19 protein-coding genes and 1 tRNA gene are annotated in these 24,915 nt (G+C 38.3%); 13 read left to right on the top strand and 7 right to left on the bottom strand.

From position 1 onward, the window contains the following. The first annotated feature begins 18 nt into the window (after positions 1 to 18). From RE474_RS12830 to RE474_RS12815, 4 genes are all read left to right on the top strand, one after another. Positions 19 to 1,308 (top strand): M1 aminopeptidase family protein, encoded by a 1,290-nt coding sequence (locus RE474_RS12830; protein ID WP_309310756.1) that lies wholly within the window; start codon positions 19 to 21, stop codon positions 1,306 to 1,308. A 247-nt stretch (positions 1,309 to 1,555) separates the two neighbouring features. Further along, positions 1,556 to 4,144, top strand: coding sequence for a PAS domain-containing sensor histidine kinase (locus RE474_RS12825; protein WP_309310755.1), 2,589 nt, complete (start codon positions 1,556 to 1,558; stop codon positions 4,142 to 4,144). A 247-nt stretch (positions 4,145 to 4,391) separates the two neighbouring features. Further along, on the top strand, positions 4,392 to 6,329 hold the full coding sequence (locus RE474_RS12820) for a PAS domain-containing sensor histidine kinase (protein ID WP_309310754.1): 1,938 nt from the start codon (positions 4,392 to 4,394) through the stop codon (positions 6,327 to 6,329). 118 nt (positions 6,330 to 6,447) lie between these two features. Then, complete coding sequence (locus tag RE474_RS12815) at positions 6,448 to 8,343, top strand: PAS domain-containing sensor histidine kinase (RefSeq protein ID WP_309310753.1); 1,896 nt, start codon at positions 6,448 to 6,450, stop codon at positions 8,341 to 8,343. A 10-nt stretch (positions 8,344 to 8,353) separates the two neighbouring features. Here RE474_RS12815 and RE474_RS12810 read toward each other — a convergent pair whose 3' ends face one another. Together RE474_RS12810 and RE474_RS12805 are read right to left on the bottom strand one after the other, a co-directional pair. Next, the gene (locus RE474_RS12810; protein WP_309310752.1) at positions 8,354 to 9,658 is read right to left on the bottom strand and encodes an APC family permease; all 1,305 of its coding nucleotides are present in this window, start codon (positions 9,656 to 9,658) and stop codon (positions 8,354 to 8,356) included. Further along, positions 9,655 to 10,962, bottom strand: a complete 1,308-nt coding sequence (locus RE474_RS12805) for an APC family permease (RefSeq protein ID WP_309310751.1) — start codon at positions 10,960 to 10,962, stop codon at positions 9,655 to 9,657. Before RE474_RS12805 ends, RE474_RS12810 begins: the two co-directional genes overlap by 4 nt. A 188-nt stretch (positions 10,963 to 11,150) precedes the next feature. On the opposite strand from RE474_RS12805, the gene RE474_RS12800 reads away from it, so the two are divergent. Then, the gene (locus RE474_RS12800; protein ID WP_309310750.1) at positions 11,151 to 14,954 is read left to right on the top strand and encodes a PAS domain-containing sensor histidine kinase; all 3,804 of its coding nucleotides are present in this window, start codon (positions 11,151 to 11,153) and stop codon (positions 14,952 to 14,954) included. A gap of 9 nt (positions 14,955 to 14,963) precedes the next feature. On the opposite strand, the gene RE474_RS12795 is transcribed toward RE474_RS12800, so the two are convergent. Further along, positions 14,964 to 15,809 (bottom strand): EamA family transporter, encoded by an 846-nt coding sequence (locus tag RE474_RS12795; protein ID WP_309310749.1) that lies wholly within the window; start codon positions 15,807 to 15,809, stop codon positions 14,964 to 14,966. Positions 15,810 to 16,344: 535 nt separating this feature from the next. Between RE474_RS12795 and RE474_RS12790 the strand changes: the two genes are divergently transcribed. The 5 genes from RE474_RS12790 (at position 16,345) to RE474_RS12770 (ending at position 20,556) form a co-directional block, all read left to right on the top strand. Beyond that, positions 16,345 to 17,499: a Coenzyme F420 hydrogenase/dehydrogenase, beta subunit C-terminal domain gene (locus tag RE474_RS12790; RefSeq protein WP_309310748.1), complete on the top strand. Its 1,155-nt coding sequence runs from the start codon at positions 16,345 to 16,347 to the stop codon at positions 17,497 to 17,499. A gap of 183 nt (positions 17,500 to 17,682) precedes the next feature. Beyond that, positions 17,683 to 18,261 (top strand): TetR/AcrR family transcriptional regulator, encoded by a 579-nt coding sequence (locus RE474_RS12785; RefSeq protein ID WP_309310747.1) that lies wholly within the window; start codon positions 17,683 to 17,685, stop codon positions 18,259 to 18,261. A 109-nt stretch (positions 18,262 to 18,370) separates the two neighbouring features. Further along, a complete protein-coding gene (locus RE474_RS12780) occupies positions 18,371 to 19,174 on the top strand; it encodes a DUF1638 domain-containing protein (protein ID WP_309310746.1) in 804 nt (267 codons plus the stop codon). An 8-nt stretch (positions 19,175 to 19,182) separates the two neighbouring features. Next, complete coding sequence (locus RE474_RS12775) at positions 19,183 to 20,043, top strand: DUF1638 domain-containing protein (protein WP_309310745.1); 861 nt, start codon at positions 19,183 to 19,185, stop codon at positions 20,041 to 20,043. Positions 20,044 to 20,265: 222 nt separating this feature from the next. Then, positions 20,266 to 20,556, top strand: coding sequence for a putative quinol monooxygenase (locus RE474_RS12770; protein ID WP_309310744.1), 291 nt, complete (start codon positions 20,266 to 20,268; stop codon positions 20,554 to 20,556). A gap of 78 nt (positions 20,557 to 20,634) precedes the next feature. On the opposite strand, the gene RE474_RS12765 is transcribed toward RE474_RS12770, so the two are convergent. Next, entirely contained in the window at positions 20,635 to 21,069 is a 435-nt protein-coding gene (locus tag RE474_RS12765; RefSeq protein ID WP_309310743.1) for an ester cyclase, read from the bottom strand. 235 nt (positions 21,070 to 21,304) lie between these two features. On the opposite strand from RE474_RS12765, the gene RE474_RS12760 reads away from it, so the two are divergent. Beyond that, positions 21,305 to 22,219 (top strand): DUF5996 family protein, encoded by a 915-nt coding sequence (locus RE474_RS12760; RefSeq protein ID WP_309310742.1) that lies wholly within the window; start codon positions 21,305 to 21,307, stop codon positions 22,217 to 22,219. Between the two features lie 188 nt (positions 22,220 to 22,407). Here the strand turns inward: RE474_RS12760 and RE474_RS12755 are convergent. The 3 genes from RE474_RS12755 to RE474_RS12745 all read right to left on the bottom strand — a co-directional run bounded on the left by RE474_RS12755 (position 22,408) and on the right by RE474_RS12745 (position 23,565). Then, a tRNA-Val gene (locus tag RE474_RS12755) sits at positions 22,408 to 22,484 on the bottom strand. 194 nt (positions 22,485 to 22,678) lie between these two features. Continuing rightward, positions 22,679 to 23,173 (bottom strand): pyridoxamine 5'-phosphate oxidase family protein, encoded by a 495-nt coding sequence (locus tag RE474_RS12750; protein WP_309312257.1) that lies wholly within the window; start codon positions 23,171 to 23,173, stop codon positions 22,679 to 22,681. Positions 23,174 to 23,262: 89 nt separating this feature from the next. Beyond that, on the bottom strand, positions 23,263 to 23,565 hold the full coding sequence (locus RE474_RS12745) for a Dabb family protein (protein ID WP_309310741.1): 303 nt from the start codon (positions 23,563 to 23,565) through the stop codon (positions 23,263 to 23,265). A 130-nt stretch (positions 23,566 to 23,695) separates the two neighbouring features. Between RE474_RS12745 and RE474_RS12740 the strand changes: the two genes are divergently transcribed. Both RE474_RS12740 and RE474_RS12735 read left to right on the top strand, forming a co-directional pair. Next, the gene (locus tag RE474_RS12740) at positions 23,696 to 24,319 is read left to right on the top strand and encodes a magnesium transporter (protein ID WP_309310740.1); all 624 of its coding nucleotides are present in this window, start codon (positions 23,696 to 23,698) and stop codon (positions 24,317 to 24,319) included. Continuing rightward, positions 24,316 to 24,873, top strand: coding sequence for a magnesium transporter (locus tag RE474_RS12735; RefSeq protein WP_309310739.1), 558 nt, complete (start codon positions 24,316 to 24,318; stop codon positions 24,871 to 24,873). The genes RE474_RS12740 and RE474_RS12735 overlap by 4 nt, the downstream gene beginning before the upstream one ends. The last annotated feature ends 42 nt before the right edge of the window (positions 24,874 to 24,915 follow it).

Here is a 24,915-nt window from a genome sequence, read left to right as displayed (position 1 = left end):
TCTTGCAATTAGATGGTGATGAGATCTTCTAAAAAGTGTCAGATATTTACAGGAACTATACTTATACTGGTGCTTCTGTGTACTATTAACATAAGTTCAGCAACAAGTAGTGATATTTTCACCGGCATACATTCAAGTTATGAACTTGTACCTGATGAGGGAATAGTAAAAGTATCAAAGGAGATTACATTCTACAACAACAATTCTGACACAAAATACTGGAGAGGATACTACTCCAGCTATAACTCATACCTTCCTGACGGAGCCCTCAACATCAAGGTTTTTGATGAAGAGAACAACATGGCATTCAGAGAATCAGAGGACGGATATTATATATTTTACTTCAACAACAAAGTATGGTACGAAGAAAGTTATACATTCCATGTTGACTATGAAATTGAAGTCAATCAGAACACAGCTGTATTCGCGTTAAGCGAATACGGTGACAATGTTGAAGTAACTCTGGAAGTACCGGATGATTTTGAAACACACCTGAGTAGAGATGATTACAAAGTCGAAGAGAAATTGTATTCCAGCATCTACATTTTCGAAAAGGGACAAAGCTGGGATGAGGCATGTACGGTAAACTCTGTAAGAACTTCACCACGTCTTACATTAAAAGGTACGGCTCATCTTGAAGAACGTGATGTGGACATCGAAGTCAGGTACTGGGAAGGCGAAGAGCAGTGGGCACAGGATATCATAAAGACTACCATTGAAAGCCTTGAATTGCTTGAAGAAAACTGGGGAGTTGCATATCCTCCTGAGTATAATATTACGATAACCGAGGCTAACCTGACAGAAACCGGTGGTTATGGTGGTTACAATCAGGGCAGGAGCGGAATCTGGTTGCTTTACACATCCAATCATGGAATCCTTGTACATGAGCTTTCACATTACTGGACACGTGCCTGTAACTTTGACCAGTTATGGATGGACGAAGGTTATGCGGACCTTTACACATATATTGTTCTCAGTGAAACGGAACCAAAAGATGCTGAGTCAAGACGTGACCGCTTCCTTAAGAAGTACGAAGACCTCAATGATGAATATGACTTTCCACTTTCTGACTGGGACACACCGGAAACCCTCAACAGTGACACAGAAGAGCGTGTGGACTATGGATACAAGAAAGCATTCTCCCTTACATATACATTATATGAGAAAATTGGTGTAGAGGCACTTCAGCAGGCAAATAGAGAATTTGTGGAAAGCTCTGGCGGAATTGACAATACTGATTTCCTTGAGATCATGGATTCTGTTTCATCCTCAGATACAGAATTTATAGAAGACTATCTGTATAACTAAAAATTGAGATCATTAAACTACAAGTTTTATTGTAGATCCATAATTACTAATTTTTTGTGTTTATCCTATTTTTATTATAAATTATAATAAAGTTTAAATAAAGTAGGATGTGTTTATAAAAATACATATAGTAGATATATTTATAAATAAAAGAAGCATAGAATGAATAGGATAGTGTGGAGATTGGCTGCTTTATTATGCATTAGCGAATGCACCAGCCATTTATTTGCTCATGGGGAAATGGGAAATGAATGGATACTCAAAAAAGAATGAAAATGTTATAAATAACGTTACGGATGTCTTTGGCATATTGCTAAACGAGTCATCAATAGAAAAATCCCTGAACTTACTTGCAGATAGAGCAAAACATTTTTTCGAAAGATCTGAACTTGCTTCTATAAGGATCTGCTTACTCGGAAAGGAAAGCCAATATTCAGACTGCACCAATTATGACATGACCCTTATTAACGAAATAGTCATTAATGGAAAGAAGGAAGGTTTTATAGAGCTTAACCTTAAGGGACTTCGTCCTGATGTCAAAGAGAACAAGAGCAGGATCGAAGAATATGAAAAACAACTTGATATGTTCACAAGGATCGTGACACTTGCTTTTGAAAAAAGAAACGAGATTACGAAACTGAAGACCTTTGAAAAAAAAATGAGGGAATGTTACAACAAACTTGATGATTACATATTCATTATTGATTCAAAAACTAATATAATCGATTTTAACACGAATTTCCAAGAATTTACAGGTTATCCGGCAGAAGAACTTCGTCAGATGAATATGGCCGGGCTTATGCCCCAATGTACTATAAGTAAAGAGGTTCCGCTTATAATAAAAAAGGCAATCGAGTATGGACGTTTTACCTTTGAATGTGTTCACCCGTGCAAGAACGGGGAACAAATACCCATGAGTATAACCTGCAAGCCCATGGATAACGATAAAGAAGATCTATTCATTTGTGTGGGCAAAGACATATCTGAAACAAAAAACGCTGAGCAGGAACTCCATGAATCCGAGAAGAAGTACTCTACTATTGTGGAAAAAGGGAATGATGGAATTCTTATCATACAGAATGGGATCATCAAATTTGCAAATTCAAGGATTTCCGAACTCACAGGTTATGAACATGATGAGATAATCAATGAAAACTACATGAAGTTCAGTCCTGCAAATGATGAGCGTGGAGCATCAGAATGGCTCGAATTGTGCAGCAGTAAGGTTGCTGACAGAGAGATATTCGACATTAATATTGCAACCAGGAACGATAGTAATATCCCTGTGGAGATAAATGGTTCGCTTATTGATTATGAAGGTGAGACGGCAGAACTTCTAATCATAAGGGATATCAGTGAAAGAAAAAGAACAGAAGATCTTCTTAAAATAGAAAGGGACAAACTGTACAACTATCTTGATGTTGCAGGTTCGATCATAGGAATTGTGAACACAGATCTTAATGTAATCTTTGTTAATAACAAAGGAGCTGAAGTTCTTGGATATGATAAAAAGGATATAATCGGAAAGAACTGGTTTGATTGTTTCCTGCCTGAAAGTGTCAGGGAGCTAACCAGAAATAATTTCATCAAAGTAATTAACCACGAACTTGACCCTCCTGAGTATTTTGAAAATTACATTATAACAAAGGAAGGCGAAGAAAGGCTGATATTCTGGCATGATGTGCCGGTAGAAGACGAAAATGGCAGGCGGATAGGAGTTATTAGTTCGGGTGAGGACATAACCGAGAATAGAAGAATGGAAGCTATGCTGGTTGAGTCCGAAAAGAATCTTAAGACTATATTCAACCACGTTGATGATCTCATTTATATTTACAGGCCATATGGGAATTTCATTGATGTTAACATGGCCATGATATCTTCAACCGGTTATACTAGAGAGCAGATGCTTGGAATATCTCCGGCAGATATTGTAAAACCTGAAATGAAACAATTGATGAACAGCTATACTGAGCGCATTATAGAGGAAAAAAGTGTTATTTTTGAAATTGCTTTTGTGCTTAAAGATGGAGCCCTGCTCCCAGTTGAACTCAATTCCAGGCTGATAGAGTATAAAGGTGAACAAGCGATCCTTTCTGTTGCCAGAAATATAACTGAGAGGAAAAAGGCAGAGGAGAGGCTTAAAAGATACGCAGGTGAACTAAAAAAGTCAAATGAGCTTAAAGACTTGTTCACAGACATCATACGCCATGACCTTCTTACACCTGCAAGCGTTATCAAAGGTTATACAGAGGAACTTCTTGATACAATAAATGATGAACAGGCAAGGATACTTGCGCAGAAGGTAAAAAACAATAATGACAGACTAATCGAAATGCTTGAAACTGCCACCACTCTTGCAAAACTCCAGAAGCAGGATGATATTGACTTTGAGGTCATTGACGCTGTACCTGTGTTTAAAATGGTCATCGAAAGTTTCATGGAACAGATTGAAACAAGTCAGCAAATTGTGAATATATCCGGAGAGACCTGCTGTCCTGCAATTGCAAACCCTATTATAGAAGATGTTTTTGCTAATCTTTTGTCAAATGCCATCAAATACAGCCCTGAAAACAGTTCCATTGATATAGATTTCAGTGATGAAGGTAATACATGGAAAGTATCTGTTATCGACCGTGGTGAAGGAATTCCGGATTCTGATAAAACATTGTTGTTCAATAGATTCCAGCGTGCAGATAAAAGAGGAATTAAAGGTACAGGACTTGGTCTTGCCATAGTTAAACGTATAATAGAACTGCATGGCGGAGCATATGGTGTAGAAAATAATCCCCAAGGAAAGGGAAGTGTATTCTGGATTACATTGAAAAAAGCTTTTTAATATTTTAACTCAACATCTTTTCTGCGATTTCACCATGAGTGATGCAAAACTTGCAAATCAAACCATTCATCTATAAATAATAGTGATTAAATAGGAATATTTGGGTTGGTTTGCCAATAAAAGATAAAAATTATTTTTGAAAATGTAGAAGTTTTCAAATTTATTCTGTCCTCTGGCATTTTGCCTGATCTAATATGCCGGATATCTTTGCAGATGATCCTAACTTTTGGATGGGGTAGATGATTCAATGGAAGAAAAAGTGCATCATTGGAAACAGGCAGGAGATGATCTGTCCCTCCTATGCAATGAGGAGACATTGATCGACTATTTTCTAAAAAATGGAGAAATTTACCGCGACCTTTTTCAAAATGAAAAAGCTGTCGTACTTTTAATTGATCAGAGTAACTGTAAGATACTTGATGCTAACTATGCTGCTTCTGATTTTTATGGATGGTCACTGGAAGAACTAAAAACCATTGATATTAGTAATATAGATGTATGCATTATGGAATCAAGGAAAGGAAAAGCAAATGATCTTTCCATTGACTGCAAAATCGCCGGAGATAAGAATTACTTTTTTTCAAAACACATGCTTGCAAACGGCGAAATTCGTGATGTGAAGATCTATAGAAGTGCTCCGCTTGCTGAAGAAAAATATCTGCACTATATAGTGGTCCGGGATGTAACTGAACAGAAAAAAGCTGAAAAAGGATTAAAAATAGCCTGTTTCTCACTGGAAAATTTCAGCGATACCGTTTTATGGACAAGAACAAACGGAGAATTCTTTTTTGTCAACAAATCTGCCTGTAATCTGCTTGGATATTCTAAAGAGGAACTCCTGACGATGTCAGTACCGGATATTGACCCCTCCATGACAATTGAAACATGGAATGAGCACTGGAAACAGGTTAAAGATAAAAAGAGTTTTACATTTCATTCCATGTATCTGACAAAAGAAAAAAGACTACGACATGTTGAGATAACTGTCAACTACACGCTCTACGGAGGAAAAGAATATAATTGTGCTATTGTCAAAGATGTTTCTGAACGTCTCAAATCTGAAAATGCGCTTGCTGAAGAGGTACACTGGCGTCGTCTTCTCATGGAGCAGTCAAGGGACGGAATGGTTATACTGGAGATAGATGGAAGTGTCTTTGAAACAAATCCTGCTTTTGCTGAAATGCTTGGATATTCCGTAGAGGAAATTCAGAAGATGCATGTATGGGACTGGGATACCAATTTCAATAGGGATCAACTGATCGATCTGATAAACTGTGCGGATTTCAGAGGAAGGCTGTTTGAAACAAAACAGAAATGTAAAGATGGAACTATCCTCAACGTTGAAATAAATTCGAATCTCATGGCATATAGCGGAAAAAAACTCGTTTTTTGTGTCTGCAGGGATATAACGGAGAAGAAAAGATATGCAGATGAACTACTAAAGGCAAAGATCACTGCTGAGGAAGCAAGTCAGACCAAGAATGAATTCCTGGCAACGATGAGCCATGAGCTAAGAACACCTCTCAATTCGATTATTGGCTTTTCTGAAATTCTGATGGGAGAGGACTTCGGAGAAGTAAACATGGCACAAGCCGAGTATATTGATTACATCTCAAAGAGCGGAAAGCACCTCTTGAATGTGATAAATGATATTCTGGACCTTTCAAAGACAGAAGCTGGAAAAATGGAACTTAACTACGAACAATTCTACCTTCTTGAAAGTATCAATGAAGTAAAGATGGCAGTGACACCGCTGGCCATGAAAAAGGGAGTGGGACTTGAACTTAAATTTGATTCTTTACCAGAAATGATAGTTGCTGACAGGACTAAATTCCAGGAAATAATCTATAATCTCACAAATAATGCAATAAAGTTTACTCCGGAAAATGGAAAAGTTACAATTGAAGCCAGTACATCGGACAATTCAATCTTCATAAGTATACAGGATACTGGAATTGGTATCTCTATGAATGACATGGACAAGCTTTTCCAGCCATTCAGACAAATAAAACCTTATATGAATCATGAACTTGAGGGAACCGGTCTCGGACTGGCCATTACGAAAAAATTCATAGAAATGCATGGAGGCAGGATCAGTGTTCAAAGCAAGCCTGGTGAAGGAAGCAATTTTGTTTTTACGATTCCAACTGAACCGGAATATGACAACATAAATGCTGATATATGAAATGCAAACTAAAATATATCACAGAATAATCTTACAGATGCTATTTTGATGAACTTTTCAACAAAAAATATAAATAGATAGTTCTATAAAAAAGAGTTGAATAAATGGTGCCTGTATAATGCCTGCAAAAAATAATATTATTCAAAATTTTACCTTTGATATAAAATCAATAGACATCTGGGAAGATGGGGTTATCATACTGTCACCAGATGGCAATGTATTATTTACCAACAAAGCCTGGAAACATTTTTCCGAGAAATATGAACCTGGCAGTCAATGTACAGAAGGTTCCGATTTTTTTGCATTTTGTGATGAACATGCTAATATTAACAGCAGGGAAAAAATTAAACTCATAGAAAATGGGATTAAAGAGGTTATCTCTGGTAAGAGCAGTTCGTTCAATACAGAATATTCCTACAAATACAATGGCAATCACGGATGGTTCCTGCTGAAAGTCCATCCACTTTCCAGTGAAGTACCCACAGGTGTCCTTTTGCAACATATTGACATTACAGAAACAAAGAACAAGATACAAGATAGTGAAGAACTCCTGACTGATATATGTCAAATTGCCAGGATAGGTGGATGGGAATTCGAAGTAGAGTCCGGCAAAGGCAATTGGACACCTCAAGTTGCCAGAATACATGAACTTGATCTGGATATTTCAACAAACCCTGATTTTGGAATGACATTTTACGCACCGGGCTCAAGGGAAATCATTGAAGAAGCAATTCAGAATGTAATCGAAAAAGGACGACCCTATGACCTTGAGCTTGAATTCATAACTGCAAAAGGCACTCAGAAATGGGTTCGAACTACTGGTCATCCTAAAATGAGTGAAGGTAAAGTTGTGAAAGTAACCGGCTCTCTTCAGGACATCACTGACCGCAAAAATGCTGAAAAAGCTCTTGAAATGGAATCTATGAAAAGACGGATTCTTATTGAGCAGTCTGCAGACGGAATAGTAATTATTGATCAGAACGGAAAAGTGTTTGAAGCGAACAAAAAGTTTGCAGATATGCTGGGATACACAGAAAAAGAAATGAGCTCACTACACATGTGGGACTGGGATACCCAATATACCCGTGAGCAGTTATTAGAAATGGTACGTCTTGCTGATGAGGTAGGCGTGACACATGAAACAAAGCAAAGGTGTAAGGATGGAACTCTTCTTGATGTGGAAATTAGTGGAAACGGAGCAATTTTCGGAAATGAGAAATTAATTTTCTGTGTGTGCAGAGACATCACAGACAGGAAGAATACGGAAGAAGCTCTTATCCATGCAAAACAAATGGCAGAAGAGGCCAGCGACAGCAAAAGTGAGTTTCTGGCAACCATGAGCCATGAACTAAGAACACCTCTTAATTCAATCATCGGGTTCTCTGATATCATGTCGCATCAAATAGTAGGTGAGTTAAATGATAAACAATCTGAGTACATTGACCATATTGCAAATAGTGGCAAACACCTGCTGGGACTTATCAATTCAATTCTTGATTTCTCAAAGATAGAAGCCGGCAAAATGGAGATTTGCTGCTGTCCTTTCTGTGTAGGTGACGTAGTTGAAGAAGTAAGAGCTACAACAATACCTATTGCAGAAGTTAAGAACATCAATATCAATGTAAGTGTTGAACCTGATCTTATAATGAATGCAGACAAGACAAAGTTCAAACAGATACTTTACAATCTGGTAAGCAATGCTATCAAGTTCACTGAAAAAGGAGGAACAATAAGCATTAATATCAAACGGGTTGATGACATGATCCATACAAGTGTTAAGGACAACGGAATTGGAATTTCCGGTGAGAATACAGCCCGACTTTTTGAGCCATTCAAGCAACTTAGTAAGTACAGTACCAGAGAACAGGGTGGAACGGGACTTGGACTTACAATTGTTAAGAAATATGTTGAAATGCACAAGGGAAAAATCTGGGTCCAGAGTAAACCGGGACAAGGCAGTACATTTGCGTTCGTGATACCTGCTGAGTCGAAAATGGAAGTTTTAAACCTCTAAAAGTCCCATATCAGAAGAAATGAATCTTCTTTATTTCCCTACCGGTATACTTTCTATAAACATATTCAACTACAAATGCAAGAAATACCATGACTATTAGTACATAGATATCTGCAGGAGAGTTTGTCAGTACGTACCAGACAAGTGTCAGTAAAGCTATAGCACATGCAACAATTCCTGTTATTGATATCCATTTTTTGCTTTTGGTCCTCTTATGAAGACGAACATTTGCAGCATTCACTGCTCCGAATATCAGGAGAAAACCAGCACTTCCCATAATTGATATGCTGGACAGGTCAAAGAGATTTGCCACAAACAGAGTCATAAAAGAAGTCAGCAACAAACCTTCAACAGGTCGGTTCCATATTTTCTTCTCCAGTATTTGCGGCAGTTCACCGTCTTTTGCAATAATGTAGCTCACACGTGAAGCACCATATAATGTAGCATTGATAGCAGAAGTGGTGGATAAGAGAGCAGCAACTGCAATCAGGTTGAAGCCAAAACTTCCAAGGAAAGGTTTGGCAGCAACTGCAAGAGCATAATCCTGTGCCTGAACAATGGTATCTGTTGAAACACTTGAAACAGTTACGTATGCTATCAGGAAATAAAGCAGGAACACAAAAAGGACTGCAGTGTAATAAGCACGTGGCAGAATCTTTTCAGGATCTTTTATGTCATTTGCAGTATTGGCTATGAGTTCAAATCCCTCGTACGCCAGGAAAATGATCATTCCACCTGCAACCAGTTGAAGCGGATTTGAACCTAAAGTAACCTGAACAGGTTGTGACCTTAGACTCCATATTCCACCAGCTATGAATATAGTAAGAATTGCAATTTTAAATGCTACGATCCATTCTTCCGATTTGCCCACAACTTTGGAACCAATTACATTGATCGCGGTCATCAGTACTATAATTCCACTAATGAGAATATGAAGTGAAACAGACTGCATGGAAGCAGGGAAAAATGTTGAACCATAGCTGCCAAAAGCATAGGCATAGAGTGAAAGCATGACAACATAACTCAGCCATAGAAGTACATTAAGTCCACCGGTAATCATACCGGAACCAAATGCCTGGTTAAGGAATTCAACAGTTCCACCTTCTGATGGATAGCGAACAGAGAGTTTTGCATAGGAATAAGAGGTTATCAATGCCACCAGACCTGCAAGTGCAAAAGCAACAGGCGTTCCGCCTCCGCCAAGTTTAACGGCAAGTCCGAGAACCGCAAATATTCCTCCGCCAACCATTCCACCAACTCCAATTGAAACTGCAGAAAGGTATCCTATACTTTTTGTTGACGAAACATCACTCATAATTTGTTACCGCCATTGGTTCTTGTTTTTAGTATTCTGCTCGAATAGTTTCTGTAAGCCCATTCAACTATAAAGCATAATGCAAGGATAAAAGCAAAGACTACCAGTGTTGTTATTGAATTCAATATTTCATAATACACCAGTATACCAAAAAACACTATGCTACTAATAAGAGATGACCATATAATATAGTGCTTTGCACCTGTTTCATTTACCAATCTCAGATGAGAGGCATTAACTGCAACATATATTACCAACAGAGAAGCGCTTGCAATCATACTGATACCTTCCAGATTAAGAAGATTGATGCATAGAATTACAAGACCTGACGTAATGAAAAGTCCTTCTGTACTCCTATTCCATACTTTCCTTTCAAAAAATGCAGGTAACTCACCTTCTTTTGCAATAAGATAACTAATGTTTGCACCACCATACAATGATGCATTGATAGCTGATGATGTTGAAAAGAGAGCTGCTATTGCCATAATTGTAAATCCTGAATTTCCCAGGAAAGGTTGTGCAGCAGCAGCCAAAGCATAGTCTTTAGCTGTTGATATTGTGGAAATTGACAGATTCCCGATAACAGTGATACTTACAAGAACATAGATGCAGATTACAATTATCACACTCAGATACAATGCTCGGGGAAGTGTCTTTTGAGGATCAATCATATCTTCTGCTGCATTGGTTATGAGCCCGAACCCCTGATATGCAAGAAATACTATGCCAGCTCCAAAGAGGATATTTGATGTTGATGGAAATTCTGTGACTGAAAGATTTGAAGAATCTATGAAGAAAAGACCGGAGACTGCAAAAAGCAGAAGGATACCTACTTTAATTGACACTATGAACAGTTCTGATTTTCCTACAGCCTTTGCACCGATGAAATTAATGGCTGTAAAAATGACTATTATCAATGTGGCAAAAACATTTGTCCAGAGGCTGGTCGAAGCAACTGGCACTAATGTCAGTGCATAGAGAGCAAATCCTTTTGCATATAATGCCAGTGCAAAGATGTAACCTGTCCACAACAATAGATTCAAAGCCCCGGTTAGTATTCTGTCACCAAAGCCATGAATGAGAAATTCAACCGGACCGCCTGCCGATGGATACCTAACTCCGAGCTTTGCATAAGAATAAGTGCTTAACAAAGCAATTGCTCCGGCAATTATGAAAGATATGTAGACTGCGTTACCGGATATCTGTGTTGCTGTTCCGAATATGGAGAATATTCCTGCACCTACCATGGCACCGACACCAATCGACGTGGCTGACCACAATCCCATTGATTTGCTTTCGGTCATTAGAATCCCATTGTTTTCTTGTTGGCTTGTTATAAAAGTTAGTCCCTTTATTGTCATTTAAACTAATAATACAAAGTGTAAATAAAAACAATAATATATAATAATTGCAAATATAAAATGCAGCTATCAGTTTCTACCTGAAAAAAGGAGGAAGGATTAGCTAATTTGGACAAGGATAAGGGATTGATATGGGTACACAGCACAAAAGTACAGATCATAGTACTAAAGTTACAAACAAAGGATACAGGACACTATTTGACAATGCCCATGTCATTATGTTACTTATAGATCCCCATAGTCTTGATATCGTTGATGCAAACCATGCAGCATGTAATTTTTATGGATGGAAATTAGAGGATTTTACAGACAAGAAAATTTCCCACCTTAATTCACTACCCGAAAACGAAGTTTCATCATTTGTTCAGAAAGCGATTAATGAAGTTCAGAATCACTTTTTCTTTAAACACCGGATCGCCAGCGGTGAAATACGAGATGTTGAAGTAAACACATTTCCAACAAAGAGTGGAGACAAAAATCTGCTATGTTCCATTATTCGTGATGTTACAGAAAGAAATAAAATTGAAGAAAAATATGAAAAGAAGCTTCAAAATAGTGAAGAACAGTACTGGAGCCTTTTTACAGAGATACCAATCTCTACAATGATACATGACAAAGATAGTGGAGAAATAATTGATGCTAATCCTGCAGCTTATACTTCTTTAGGATATTCTTCATTCGAGGAATTAAATGCGAATGGTGTCTGGTATGAACCACCATACTCATTAGCTGATGCACAGAAATTGATACACAAAGCTCTCTCAGAAGGTCCGCAGGAATTTGAGTGGCTTCACAAAAAGAAGGATGGAGATTTTGTTTGGCTATATATCCGATTGAGTCCTGTTATAATCAATGGTGTTCAGAGAGTAATGTCAGCAGCCATCAACATAACTGAACATAAGAACGCAGAAATAGCGCTCAAAAATAGTGACAGACAACTGCACGCGTTTATAGATACCATTCCTTATATTATATGGCTTAAAGACCTTAATGGTGTATTTATCACATGTAATACTAAAATGGAACTATTGTTTAATGCACGTATACAAGACATCATTGGAAAAACCGATTATGATTTCCATGCTAAAGAGCTTGCAGATTTTTTCAGACAAAAGGATATAGAAGCATTGGAAGCTGACAGACCATTGGTTAATGAAGAAATTGTCACCTTTGCTGCAGATGGACATACAGAATATCTGGAAACAATCAAAACCCCGATGTATGATTCGAGTGGAACCCTTGTAGGTGTATTAGGTGTTGGCAGGGATATTTCCGAAAGGAAACTGGCAGAAAAAGAACTGTCAGAAGAGCGTGAACGCCTTGAAAACATCATTGTAGGTACAAATGTTGGAACATGGGAGTGGAATGTTCAGACAGATAAAACTTCATTCAATGAACGTTGGGCAGAGATAGTAGGATATACACTGGATGAACTGGAACCTCTTGATTTTCAGACATGGAAAGAACTTGTCCATCCGGAAGATATAGAAAAGGCGGAGTTAATTCTTAAAAAGCACTTTGAAGGGGAATTGGACCACTATGAATGTGAAATACGTATGCTGCACAAAAATAGAGAATGGGTGTGGGTACATGCTCGTGGTAAAGTAATAAAATGGAATGATGATGGAAACCCACTTCTCATGTATGGAACTCATACCGATATAACCGAGAAGAAAAGGGCAGAAACCAAGTTTGCAGAAGAAGCTACCAGAAGACGTATTCTTGTGGAACAGTCAAATGATGGTATAGTCGTTATTAATGACAAAGGCAAGGTCATCGAAGCTAACCACAAATATGCAGATATGTTAGGTTACTCCATGGATGAGCTTCTCAAGTTACACGTATGGGATTGGGATGATCAATCGAAACCTGAAGAACTAAGAAAAAGAGCGAAGAATGCTAAGGGAACTGGAATTACATTCGTGACGAAACATCGTCGAAAAGATGGAAATTTACTTGATATGGAAGTCAGCTCAAACGCCGCAATCATTGGTGGTGAAAAACTCATCTTTTGTGTATGCAGAGACATTACCGAAAGAAAAAAAGCTGAAGAAAAACTGAAACAAACCGAGCAGAAATATAAACGTGCATACAAACTCATGCAGGAAGTAATAGAAAGTCCAAAAGATATCGTTATATTTGCTCTTGATAAAGAGTATCGGTATATTGCATTCAATAAGAACCATCAAATGACGATGAAAAACATATGGGGAGCTGACATTGAGATTGATGCCTGTATGCTTGATTACATTAAAGATTCTGCTGACGTTGAAAAAGCAAAACACAATTTTGACAGGGTTCTTGCAGGCGAAGCTTTCACACTTGTTGAAGAATACGGTGACTCATTACTTGAAAGAAAATGGTATGAGAATACCTATAGTCCCCTTGAGGATGACGAAGGTGCTGTCATTGGACTTACTCTCTTACTGACAGATATCACTGAGCGAAAAATGTCAGAGATGGAATTACTCAGAAAAGACATACAACTACGCACTGCACAAAATGTGGGGAATGTTGGAAGCTGGGAAATCGACTTAACTTCCCATTTGCTCGATGCATCCGAAGAAGCAAGAAAGATCTATGGAATAGAAGGTAATAAAGAATATACTAATGAATATATACGAAATTTAGCGTTACCCGAATACCATCAAATGCTATCAGATTCAATGAGCAATCTGATTACAAAGGGCATCCGTTACGATGTTGAATTTAAGATTCGGCGAGTCAATGATGGTGAAATTCGTTATATCCACTCTGCTGCTGAATATTTTGCTGAAAGAAATGTTATCATTGGAGTGATACAGGATATTACTGAAAGAAAAGAGGCCGAGAGGAGAATTGTAGAAGAAGTTATGCGAAGACGTCTCCTTATTGAAAATTCCAGTGATGGAATCGTTATTATCAATCAGAATGGAAAAATACTGGAGGCTAATAAGAAGTATGCTGAAATGACTGGATACTCCCCAGATGAAGTTTCGGCGATGTATGTATGGGAACTGGATGCCAAGTGGACACAAGAAGAAATGAGTTTGCATTTTAAGAATTTCAAAGAAAGACCACGATACATAGAGACAACTATTCGCCGAAAAGATGGGACTTTTATCGATGTGGAAATCAGTTCCAGCATGGCAACCTTAAATGGAGAAACACAAATTTTCTCCGTGTGCAGGGATATTACTGAACGTAAAGAGACAGAAGTGGCTTTACTTAGAGCTAAAGCCCTGGCTGAAGAATCAAACCAGATAAAATCCGATTTCATTGCCAATATGAGTCATGAGCTTCGTACACCACTTAATTCAGTCATTGGCTTTTCTCAGGTACTGAATGACAAGATCTTTGGGGACCTGAATGAAAAACAAAGCCACTATGTTTCCAACATATTGAAAAGTGGCAATCATCTGCTGAAACTTATCAATGACATACTCGATGTTTCAAAAATAGAGTCAGGTAACATGAAATATGAACCTGAGATAATGAATATGTCTGAAGTTCTGGAGGAGAGTATAACTTTGATGGAACCTCTGATCAAAGATAAATACATTGATTTTAAAACCGATATTAAATTAGATGATCTTAAAGTAAATGCTGACAAGACAAAAATTAAACAAATATTGTACAACCTCCTGAGTAATGCAATCAAGTTTACACCTAAATATGGTAAATTGAGGGTTGAATCTAAAGTAGTAAATGGCAAAATCCAGACTTTGGTTTCTGACAATGGTATTGGTATTGCTATGGAAGAACAAAAGACTATTTTTAGTCCATTCAAGCAAGTCAGTTCATCAGCTAACCGCACCCATGGTGGAACTGGGCTCGGACTTGCAATTGTAAAATATTATGTAGAAATGCATTCAGGGGATATTAGTGTTGAAAGTGATGTTGGCAAAGGGAGCACGTTTACGTTCACTATTCCTATTGATTCAGAAAATAACTGATTACAATTATCACATCGATATAAGAACAATAGCAGTCATCGAAGCTATTACTCCTAACCATTGACGTGGAGCAAGCTGTTCTTTTAATATAATGCAAGCCAGCAGTACGGTAACTGCAGGACTTAGTGATGACAGGATCGTGGCAACATCCAGCCTTCCTGCTACAGAAGCCAGAGCAAAGAGGACAACACCTCCTGTATTAAATATTGCTGCAAGGATGACTAAAAGAGTTCCATCGGATATGGGTTTATTGACTTTTTTTGTTGTTATCATGAATACTGCCAGCATGATAAGTGCCGTAATTCTTGAAAATGTCAGTGGCCAGTAAATTCCGGTAGAACTGAATTTATCAATAGAAATAAAGAACAGGCCAAATAATAGACCTGCAACTGCTATGTATTCTATATCTTTTACCTTTAACTGCATTCCTGTATTCATTCTGACAGTGAACCAGATACCAATAAGGGCAAAAATAAAACCCGCAATTTTAAAACTGCCTGGGAGACCTTCATTTATAGCTGAATATATTACAGGTATGATTATCGCTATTACTGCAGCCAGTGTGGCTACGATGCTCATTTTTCCCCTGGCCATGCTCATATAAAGTAGAATAAGTCCTGCTGCTCCGAAAAATCCTGCAAGGCCACCCCATATGAGATTATAAAGTGAAGGAAGGCTTTCTGAAAAGACCAATGCAAGAACAGGGAACATAATTATACCTGTGATCTGTGTAGCCATTACAGCATAATAGGCGTTTGTCCGCCTGGTGGCACAGCCACCTACAAAATCTCCTGCACCCCATGATAGTGCAGCTAAAATCCCAAAGATGTTTGCAAGATTTTCAACAGACAGCATTTTATTTCTCCGCTTTTTTCAGGTCAGCATTATTTAAAACATGCTTGTATTTTATTGCCTTTCAGAAGATATTTTGAAGTGGTGTTCATGTAAAACTATTTTGTAATTATTAGCCTGTATGTCACATAACATTATAGTTATAATTATAGTGCAGTTCTTTCCTGCTCTGCAAAGATATTCATTGCCCTTGTCCAAAGTGTGTAAAATTATTTAGAAGATATATCCAGTTAATACAGATTCCTACAGTACGTAATCTATGAAAGAACAAGTATCATAAGACATATTTAATTGTGCTGAACCCGGGAAAATACAAACTTTAACAACACTGAGAAAAAGCTAATCAAAGTGCATCGTTGTGTTCAGCATCGCAATACAAATGAGAGATAATATTATCTAGTAATAGTCAGGAATTTAATTAATACACCGCGAATTTGACGGAGAGAAAATGTGGTATATTCCCTACCCATTACTTTCATTTTTAAGTGGCGAGATCCCGGTGGCCATTATTGCATGGAAACTGGAGGAGATTTAAAATATGCCAGCTGACCCCATATGCAAAAAAACAGTAGGGCCTGATAGTCAATACAGCACAGAATATGATGGCAAAACCTATTATTTCTGTTGTCCTCTTTGTAAATCTAAGTTCGATGAAATGAAAAAGGGAACTATAAGGCTAAAAAGAAGTTTAAAGGATCATGAACGAATATCTTTTGGAAAATTAAGGAAAGAGATAATTAAACCGGGAATATGCACCCTTTGCGGAGCGTGTGCAGCAACCTGTGACTCCATATCCATTGAGGGAAATCAACCAAAACTAGTGGATAAATGTACAGCCTGCGGTGTATGTTACAATCAATGCCCAAGGACGATCACAACAGAAGAAGGACTCATAGGAAAAATAAGACACGCTTACAGTTCCAGGACACTCATAAAAGACCTGAAAGGTCAGGATGGTGCTGTGGTTACTTCCATGCTTGCCTATGCCCTGGAGGAGGGACTTATAGACTGTGCTGTAGTGACGACAAAATCAGAGGAGGAGCCATGGAAACCTGTTCCTACAGTGGCAACTACTTATGATGAACTGATACAGTCTGCAGGGAGCATCTACAGTCACAGCATGACCATGGAAGGCATGATGGATGCTATCAAACAGGGCATGAGAAGTATTGCCTTTGTTGGAACAGCGTGCAATATCGATGCTGTTACAAAAATGCAAAAAAGTCCATATGGTTTTCTGCATCTTTTCATGCGGGCCAATATATTGAAAATGGGCCTTTTCTGCATGGATACTTTCTACTACGAAGGTATCAAAGAGTTTGTTGAAAGTAAAAATATGGAGCTTAATGATATTGAAGCCATGAAGATCCGCAAGGGACAGTTTGAGTTCCAGACTCATGAAGAAGTTAAAGTATTCTCACTGGAAGAATTTGACCAGTATAGAAGCAGCTCATGCAAATTCTGTACTGATCTGACTGCCGAAAATGCCGATATTTCTTTTGGAGGAGTTGGTACACCTAATGGCTGGACTACAGTTTTAGCGCGTTCGGGAATGGGGTATGAGATCTTTAATGAGGCTGTGGATAGTGGATACATTGAATCCCGGGTGCTGGAAAAACAAGAAATGGAAAAAGTTCTTAATCTGTCAATGATGAAAAAGGTGCAGATGTACGGACTCAACAAAAGGAAATAACCTTTAATCTTTTTTTTGTTTAAGTAAATGCAAACATCAACATAACTTTGAACCATTTACTTCTTTTGAGATTATTCTTTATTTTATTTTTCATTTAACTATTGTCTACCTATGTGTAGGTAGGTATTTAATGTATGAGTTTTAATTTACCTATTATAAGAATAAGATAAAATGTGGATTTATATGACAGATCTTAACCCTACTAATCAACAGATAGTCCATTATGCAAGGCACTTTTTGCAATGTGGGGGCTATAATGGATTTAGTTACAAGGACATTTCACAGAAGCTTGGCATAAAAAACGCTTCAATACACCATTATTATCCTAAAAAAGAAGACTTAGTTGCTGCCTTACTTGAAGAAAGGAGGAACAACTTAGCTATGTCTATTGCACAAATGGTTGAATCCAAAAAGTCTGCTCGTGAGCAGCTTCAATATTATTTTGATTATGCATTGCAGGAGTTTGATGAAGGAAAATGTATCTGTCCTCCCGGCTCAGTGGTAATCGATTTTAAAGAGCTCCCGGAGAAAGTTCAAAAACAGGATCTGTTGCTATTTGACGATATACTTGGCTGGCTTACCGATATTCTCAGAACCGGCCTGGAACAAGGGGAATTTGTTTTTTCAGATTCCGTCGAATCACGTGCAGAAATGGTAGTTGAAACTTTAATGGGTGCCAGACTGTTATCCAGCATTAAAGGCAGAAAGACACTTATCAGAGCGATTTCTACAATCAAATCCTGTCTTGGATGGAGGGATTGATCTTTTATTCATCTCGAACCTACTTATATGTAGGTAGAGATGCATTGTTCATATTATATTTGCTCAAAAGAAATGACACAAAAATACGTAAAATTGGAGGAGATCGGCAATGCCCGTTATGAGCATAATTTCATGTAAGATAATGCAGGATGAAATTGTCTGGCTTTTTAGCAATGATTCTGAACTTGACAAAATCATAATCGTAGAAAACAATAACATTTCTGAATTTACAGAAAAACTCAATGAGCAGCAGGTCTTTCACGAGATTGTTCCTTTTGAAAATATACAGGATATTCTCAGGAAAACGGATGAATATGAATCAATTGTGGTAGTTAACATATTGGAACTTGGACTTCATGCAGTGCCAAAAACGCTGAAATCCGAGGTTTACCAGAGAATTGAGGAAATGATTCCTTTCTCCGATGGTATACTTCTTTTCTATGGTCTTTGTGGTAATGTCCTGGGTAAAGTAGAGGAGGATTTCTGCTTTGAAAAAGATGGTTGCATTGTCCGAATACTCCGGGATGATGAAAGAATTGTGGATGACTGTATCGGAGCTACAGTCGGCGGTGGAGCAAATTATCTGAAACTGCTTAAAACCCACAGTAAGGAACCTGCTTTTTTCTTCACACCCATGTATGCCAGTTCATGGAGAGAACTTCTAAGCATCGATAAATATAACCCTGATCCTGAAAAAGCTCTCAAGATGGCAAAAATGGTCAACGACATGGCAGGATATTCCAGGGTTGCAAAGGTCAATACCGGCCTGACATATGTAAAAGATATTGATGCAAAGATTGAGGATTATGCCAATTTATTTGGATACAGTACTTTTGAGGTTAGTGGTAGTCAGGAAATATTCGAGAAATGCTACTTCTCAATAAAGGATGAGATAAAAAGCAAAATCATGTAGAAATAATCATGCCTGTTTTAAGTATAGTTGCCTGCGAAATGCTTGAAGATGAATTAGTTTATGTTCTCTCAAGAGACAGTGAAATTAAACATTTGTTTGTAGTGGAGAACAGAAACAGTTTCAGATTTGTACAAAAACTCAAATCTGAGAGTCTCAGGCCTTTTACGTTTTCTTCTGACAGGTTATATTCTATCGTTTCAGAAAGCAATAGAAGATCACCTGATAATTTCATGAAGATATTTTCAAAGATTCCAGTCTTCAGGCAAATTTGCTATACGTTTAATCGAAAGAAACAACAGGATTTAACGGTTGTTGTAAATCTTCTGAGAAAGGATCTACATTCTGATATTGATAATTTGCAGTCAGAAGTATATCAGAATGCCAAAGAAATGTCGAAAATCTCAGATGGAATCCTTCTTTTCTATGGAAAATGTGGCTATAATTCTGAAAAAGTACAGAACGATTTGCAGAGGCTTGATTGCCCGGTTTATTTTCTGAAAGATAATGAAAGAAATATTGTTGATGACTGTGTTAGCGTAGCACTTGGAGGGAATGAAGTTTACACGAAAACGATGCTACTTGGCAACGGCAGAGGAGCCATCTATGCAACTCCGATGTGGTTATCCAGCATGAATGAAACTGATTACATATCAACTGTATCTTATCAAAACGTCAGTAAATATCTCAGCAGTCCGATGTACAGCCTTCTTTTTAAGATCAACAATCAAAACCACAAAGATAACAATTTTCATCGAAATGCTTCCGAATTTGCAAAGATCTTTGACATGGAGATAATCAACATTGATGGAACGATGGACATAGCCATCAATTCATATATGGAAGCTAAAACAAGTATTTACGAGGTATGATATACTAAAGTCAAAGCACTTGTTATCTATTTCTGAGAAATATGTATCCTATAGACATCACTTCTTTCAGGCGAATTTACTTATTGTCTAAACTAGATGATGCAGGAAAATTCCATCAACAGTTATAGGATTTTTGTCCGTTAATCCTTTGTTCAATAGAGAAGATATACAACAATTCATACGGTCAAAAATAATGGACCTTGTTAGTACCAGGATGATTCCATGACAATTAAAGTAGTTGCAAAACATTATGTTAAACCTGAAAAGGTAGAAGACTATATCGATTTGAGCAAAGAATTGGTCAAAGAGACATTGAAAGAAGAAGGCTGCATTGAATATGGTCTTTATCAGGATTCAGAGAATCCACTAATCCTGACAATGATCGAGGAATGGGAAGATAATAAATGTCTGGAAAAGCACTTTAATTCTGAACATTTCAAGAAGATAGTTCCTTTGATGGCAGATCTCTGTGAAAATGAAACCGAGATCAATGTTTACAATAAAATTGAGTGAAACTGTTGCTATTACAGGTTCGTTATCTCTGAACCTGCAGAAGCACAGATAACATACTATTTTGATTAAAAATAAAGCTTACATCAGACCAATTTGTTTCATTACGCTTATAAGGTCATAAAAGAGTTTCTCTTCGACAATTTGCCCGTCTTTCCAATGGGCAACTGTACAAAAGTCCACTTTGAAGCTCTTGTTTGTAGGTGGAATCTCAGTTCCGTCCGGGGCTTTCATGGGACCTTTCATAGTACCGGAAAATATGGCAACCGAACATGTCCAGTCTCCTTGCCCAAAGAGTGTTTTATACGGTCTGTTCTCAACATGATTATCCGGAAAGGTCTTGTAGAACTCTATGGCTTCTTCGTTATGTGCTTTCCTTCCCCTTGTTGGCTCAGGTTGTCCTGGCCAGTAAACAGCTGTGTCTTCAGCATGGCGTTTGTTGAATGTTTCCCAGTCCTGTGCATTCCAAGCATCGTCCAGTGTTATCATCAATTCCAGATTATCTTCAACTGTCATTTTACTCCCTCTTAGTTAATCTTTACAGTTCAGTAGCTCTCTGTTAAAACAAAAATCCTGCATCGGCAGAATAAATAATTAAGCTCCCCACTAATAATTAGGTATTTTTACTATATATTCCATTTGGAACAATTGAAATATTATTTTAGTCCTATCACTTTTATATCATTGTTCTAATACTTTCATTGGGACTATTGAGAATTTATCTTTAACGAACCCTGTGGGAGTAATAATAATGAGCAATGCAAATCAAGAAGAGCAGTTTCCCGCTCTCCCTATTGAAGAATGGGAAGATACAATGAACACATTTCACCTGTTCTCCCAAATAATCGGGAAGATCAGGCTTGGACTGTACCCTAAAAGGAATCACTGGTGGCATATTACATTATACGTGTCAACAAGAGGAATTACCACAGGCCCTATTCCCTATGAGGATATGATATTCGAAATAGAATTCGATCTTATTGACCATGTGCTGATCATCAATACAAGCAAAGATTCTGAGAGGATAATACCTTTAATGGGGCTTTCTGTCTCTCAATTCTATAATAAAGTATTTTCAGCTCTTTCAGAACTTGGTATAACTGTTAAGATCCGGGCAGTTCCCTATGATACGCCTTTCAGCACAGAACCATTCGAAACGGATGACCAACATTCTTCATATGATGAGAAATATATGAACACATATTGGCGTATTCTTGTACAGATAAGCTCGATCTTCCAGACCTATAGAGGAACATTTCGGGGAAAATGTTCGCCGGTCCAATATTTCTGGCATCATAAGGATCTGTCATTGATATTTTATTCAGGGAGAACTGCCCCTTTGTGGGAAGGAGCTAATATGGTGAATCGTGAAGCCTATTCACATGAATTAATCGCCTTTGGTTTCTGGGCAGGAGATGAGAATGTCAGAGAACCGGCATTCTATGCTTCCGTGTACCCTGAACCAGAAGGGCTTACCGATGAACCGCTTAGCCCGGAAAAAGCATTCTGGTCTCCAGAAGGAGGTGGCATGGCCCTTTTGATGTATAATGATGTAAGAAGATCATCCGACCCAAAACAGGCAATATTGGATTTCATGGATAGTGTCTATCAGGCCGGTGCCAAAAGAGGAAATTGGGATGTAAATTCATTGGAATTTAAAATATAACAGCTCTCACTCTTACAAGAATCAATATCATTAGAAAAGAAGAATTGTGGTGGGCCTGCTGCCATTCGCAACCCAGATGACGCTTCTGGAGTGCGGATCGAGGTGCTAAGCTCTGCTCAGCACCGCAATGATAAGAAGAAAAGCGTATTAACTCTACGAAAAGAAGATTTAAGAGAAATAGATAAGTGTGGTGGGCCCGATGAGATTCGAACTCATGACCCCCGCCGTGTAAAGGCGATGTCATAACCGGCTAGACCACGGGCCCATTGTTTTGCGAATAAAGTTGTTCGGTGGCGCTTTCGCCCTCGAGCAACCCCTAAATGTAACTAGTTGTATATAACCTTTTTTGATGGATGAGACGAAAATCCGGGCAAAACTGTGTATATCACCGAAAAATCCGACAAAATTATGAAAATCTTCCAGGATTGTGAAGTGTCCTTTAAAAGCAAAAGGACAAACTCAGTCATTTTCACTGCCGCAAGTGGATGGTTTGGGATAACCTGAGAACTTGCCCGTCATCTCAGTAATCTCAACCTTGATTATAGCAACCTTATTGAGAACTTGATCGGGATATGACTCATTAGTCTCTCCTGCATACTTATCCATAAGCAGGTTCAGAGCCTTTATTTTATCTTCAGGGTCTGTGACCATGGAAGCATTTCCCCATCCGATTATGCTGTAATACTTCATACTCCAGCCGCAGCTTGTAGGAGCAGGTGAGACTTCGGTCTTATACTCCATCTCAAAACAGACAAAGGGATTCTCAGCCATCATATCAAGCTTCTTACCTTCCCTAGCTGCATGCAGATAAAGAGCATTGTCGTGGTATGCAAAATTCATTGGCACAACGTACGGGACATTATCCTGACACATGCCAATCCTGCAGACAATAGATTCACTGAGGATCGTCTGGAACATATCCTCATCCATTATCTGTTTCTCAGGTCTTTTCATTTCAATCAAACCATATGGTTTCAGATTTATCAAAATCTTAAATTTATTAAAATCAAATCACGATTATTCCGGAATTATATTGAATAGAATTACACCAGATAATCAACAACAACCCTGTTATCGTTGATCTTACCGACAAACTCAGCAACCTTCACATGTTCAGGGTGTGCCTGATATGTCTTAAGAGCAGCCTCATCCTTAAACTCAGAGTACAGGGTTACATCATAAGCAGCAGGTGATGGTACAGCATTTATTCCAACTTCAATAAAGCCGATCTCAGGTACAACACCTTTAAGAGCCTCAAGCTTCTGCTTCATGAGTTTTGCATTCTCTTCCTTGCTGTTGCCTTCTGCGTTTTCCTTCAATTTCCACATAACTATATGTTTTAACATGGGGTTTCCTCGATTCAGGAAAGGAGAACATCGGTTTTATTCTTATCCATAGAAGAAGAAGAAACTATGAGAATAAGCTCATAGATGCCTGATACGTATAAATAATAACAAAGTAAAATAGGCCACTATAATGGCTTACGACACAAGTGATGAAGACGAAGAATACGAAATAGAGGTCGTCGAGGAATACATAGGAGATTACGGAAGTGTCCGCTCCATAGTGCGTGAGGCGTTGCCATTCGAACTCATGGCGACAATAGGCGGAGTGATCTCAGGACTCATTCTTTCAGGAATGAGCAACGAACTTTCACTAATCCCAGGACTGATAGTAATAACACCGGCAGTACTTGGAATGAGAGGTAATATCTCATGTACTCTTGGATCACGTCTTGGAAGTGCCATACACATGGGTCTTATTACTAAAATAGACCGCAATCCTGAACTCATCAACAACGTAGCAGGATCTCTTCTCCTAAGTACTATCATGTCGGCGATCCTCGGAATTGCCGGCCATTTCATAACTATTGCACTTGGAATGCAAAGTGCAGGTGCAATTACCCTTACACTTATCGCAGTCCTGGCAGGAGTTTCTTCAGGACTTCTTCTTTCAGTAGTCGCAGTGTTGCTTGCTCTGGGAATGTTCCGTTTCGGATTTGACCCTGACAATGTAGTAACACCTGCAATCGCCACCATCGGGGATATAGTATCCATGATAATGATCTTCTTGGCGGCAAAGGTGGTGCTTATGATATGACCTACTACACAGTCAAAGGCATAGTTGGAAGAGGATTCCCAATACTTCTGGTAACATCCATCATAGGCATATTCTCAGGCCAGGTACTTAACATCGAAATCGACAAACTCGTATCAATGCCGATCATTCTGGTGCTCATTCCGGCACTTATCAAAATCGGAGGAGACACCGGCAGTATGCTTGGAGCAAGACTTTCCTCATCCTTCCACATGGGTCTTGGAAGTCACCTGCACAGGAACCCTGTTGTCAGGAACAGTGTTTACGCTGCTCTAATAGTAGGTCTGACAGCATGCGTTTTTGTCAGTATCACAGTATGGATAACTGGAATGTTATTTGATATGAGAATCGCATTCCTGACACTTCTGACACTCTGCCTTTTAGCCGGCACATTTGAACTGCTGGTTGTTTTCTCGGCCACAATAGCCATCGCATTCGCATCTCATAGGTTCGGAGTTGACCCTGATGATACCGTGATACCACTTATCGCCACACTTGGTGATCTGATAGGAGTCAGCGGTATTTTCATGGCTATGCACATCCTGAACCTGATATAAATACAAAAAAGATAAAAACCAATAAAAAGTAAGAATATAATG

It is taken from the genome of Methanolobus sediminis (genome assembly GCF_031312595.1).
Taxonomy (GTDB): Archaea; Halobacteriota; Methanosarcinia; order Methanosarcinales; family Methanosarcinaceae; genus Methanolobus; species Methanolobus sediminis.
The sequence above is the reverse complement of the archived record's forward strand: the minus strand, read 5'-3'. Positions and strand labels throughout refer to the sequence as shown.

Bases quoted from the DNA above. Each gene is read 5' to 3' on its own strand.
- RE474_RS12830 (WP_309310756.1), top strand. From the start codon at position 19: ATGAGATCTTCTAAAAAGTGTCAGATATTTACAGGAACTATACTTATA.
- RE474_RS12825 (WP_309310755.1), top strand. From the start codon at position 1,556: ATGAATGGATACTCAAAAAAGAATGAAAATGTTATAAATAACGTTACG.
- RE474_RS12820 (WP_309310754.1), top strand. From the start codon at position 4,392: ATGGAAGAAAAAGTGCATCATTGGAAACAGGCAGGAGATGATCTGTCC.
- RE474_RS12815 (WP_309310753.1), top strand. From the start codon at position 6,448: ATGCCTGCAAAAAATAATATTATTCAAAATTTTACCTTTGATATAAAA.
- RE474_RS12810 (WP_309310752.1), bottom strand. From the start codon at position 9,658: ATGAGTGATGTTTCGTCAACAAAAAGTATAGGATACCTTTCTGCAGTT.
- RE474_RS12805 (WP_309310751.1), bottom strand. From the start codon at position 10,962: ATGACCGAAAGCAAATCAATGGGATTGTGGTCAGCCACGTCGATTGGT.
- RE474_RS12800 (WP_309310750.1), top strand. From the start codon at position 11,151: ATGGGTACACAGCACAAAAGTACAGATCATAGTACTAAAGTTACAAAC.
- RE474_RS12795 (WP_309310749.1), bottom strand. From the start codon at position 15,809: ATGCTGTCTGTTGAAAATCTTGCAAACATCTTTGGGATTTTAGCTGCA.
- RE474_RS12790 (WP_309310748.1), top strand. From the start codon at position 16,345: ATGCCAGCTGACCCCATATGCAAAAAAACAGTAGGGCCTGATAGTCAA.
- RE474_RS12785 (WP_309310747.1), top strand. From the start codon at position 17,683: ATGACAGATCTTAACCCTACTAATCAACAGATAGTCCATTATGCAAGG.
- RE474_RS12780 (WP_309310746.1), top strand. From the start codon at position 18,371: ATGCCCGTTATGAGCATAATTTCATGTAAGATAATGCAGGATGAAATT.
- RE474_RS12775 (WP_309310745.1), top strand. From the start codon at position 19,183: ATGCCTGTTTTAAGTATAGTTGCCTGCGAAATGCTTGAAGATGAATTA.
- RE474_RS12770 (WP_309310744.1), top strand. From the start codon at position 20,266: ATGACAATTAAAGTAGTTGCAAAACATTATGTTAAACCTGAAAAGGTA.
- RE474_RS12765 (WP_309310743.1), bottom strand. From the start codon at position 21,069: ATGACAGTTGAAGATAATCTGGAATTGATGATAACACTGGACGATGCT.
- RE474_RS12760 (WP_309310742.1), top strand. From the start codon at position 21,305: ATGAGCAATGCAAATCAAGAAGAGCAGTTTCCCGCTCTCCCTATTGAA.
- RE474_RS12750 (WP_309312257.1), bottom strand. From the start codon at position 23,173: ATGAAAAGACCTGAGAAACAGATAATGGATGAGGATATGTTCCAGACG.
- RE474_RS12745 (WP_309310741.1), bottom strand. From the start codon at position 23,565: ATGTTAAAACATATAGTTATGTGGAAATTGAAGGAAAACGCAGAAGGC.
- RE474_RS12740 (WP_309310740.1), top strand. From the start codon at position 23,696: ATGGCTTACGACACAAGTGATGAAGACGAAGAATACGAAATAGAGGTC.
- RE474_RS12735 (WP_309310739.1), top strand. From the start codon at position 24,316: ATGACCTACTACACAGTCAAAGGCATAGTTGGAAGAGGATTCCCAATA.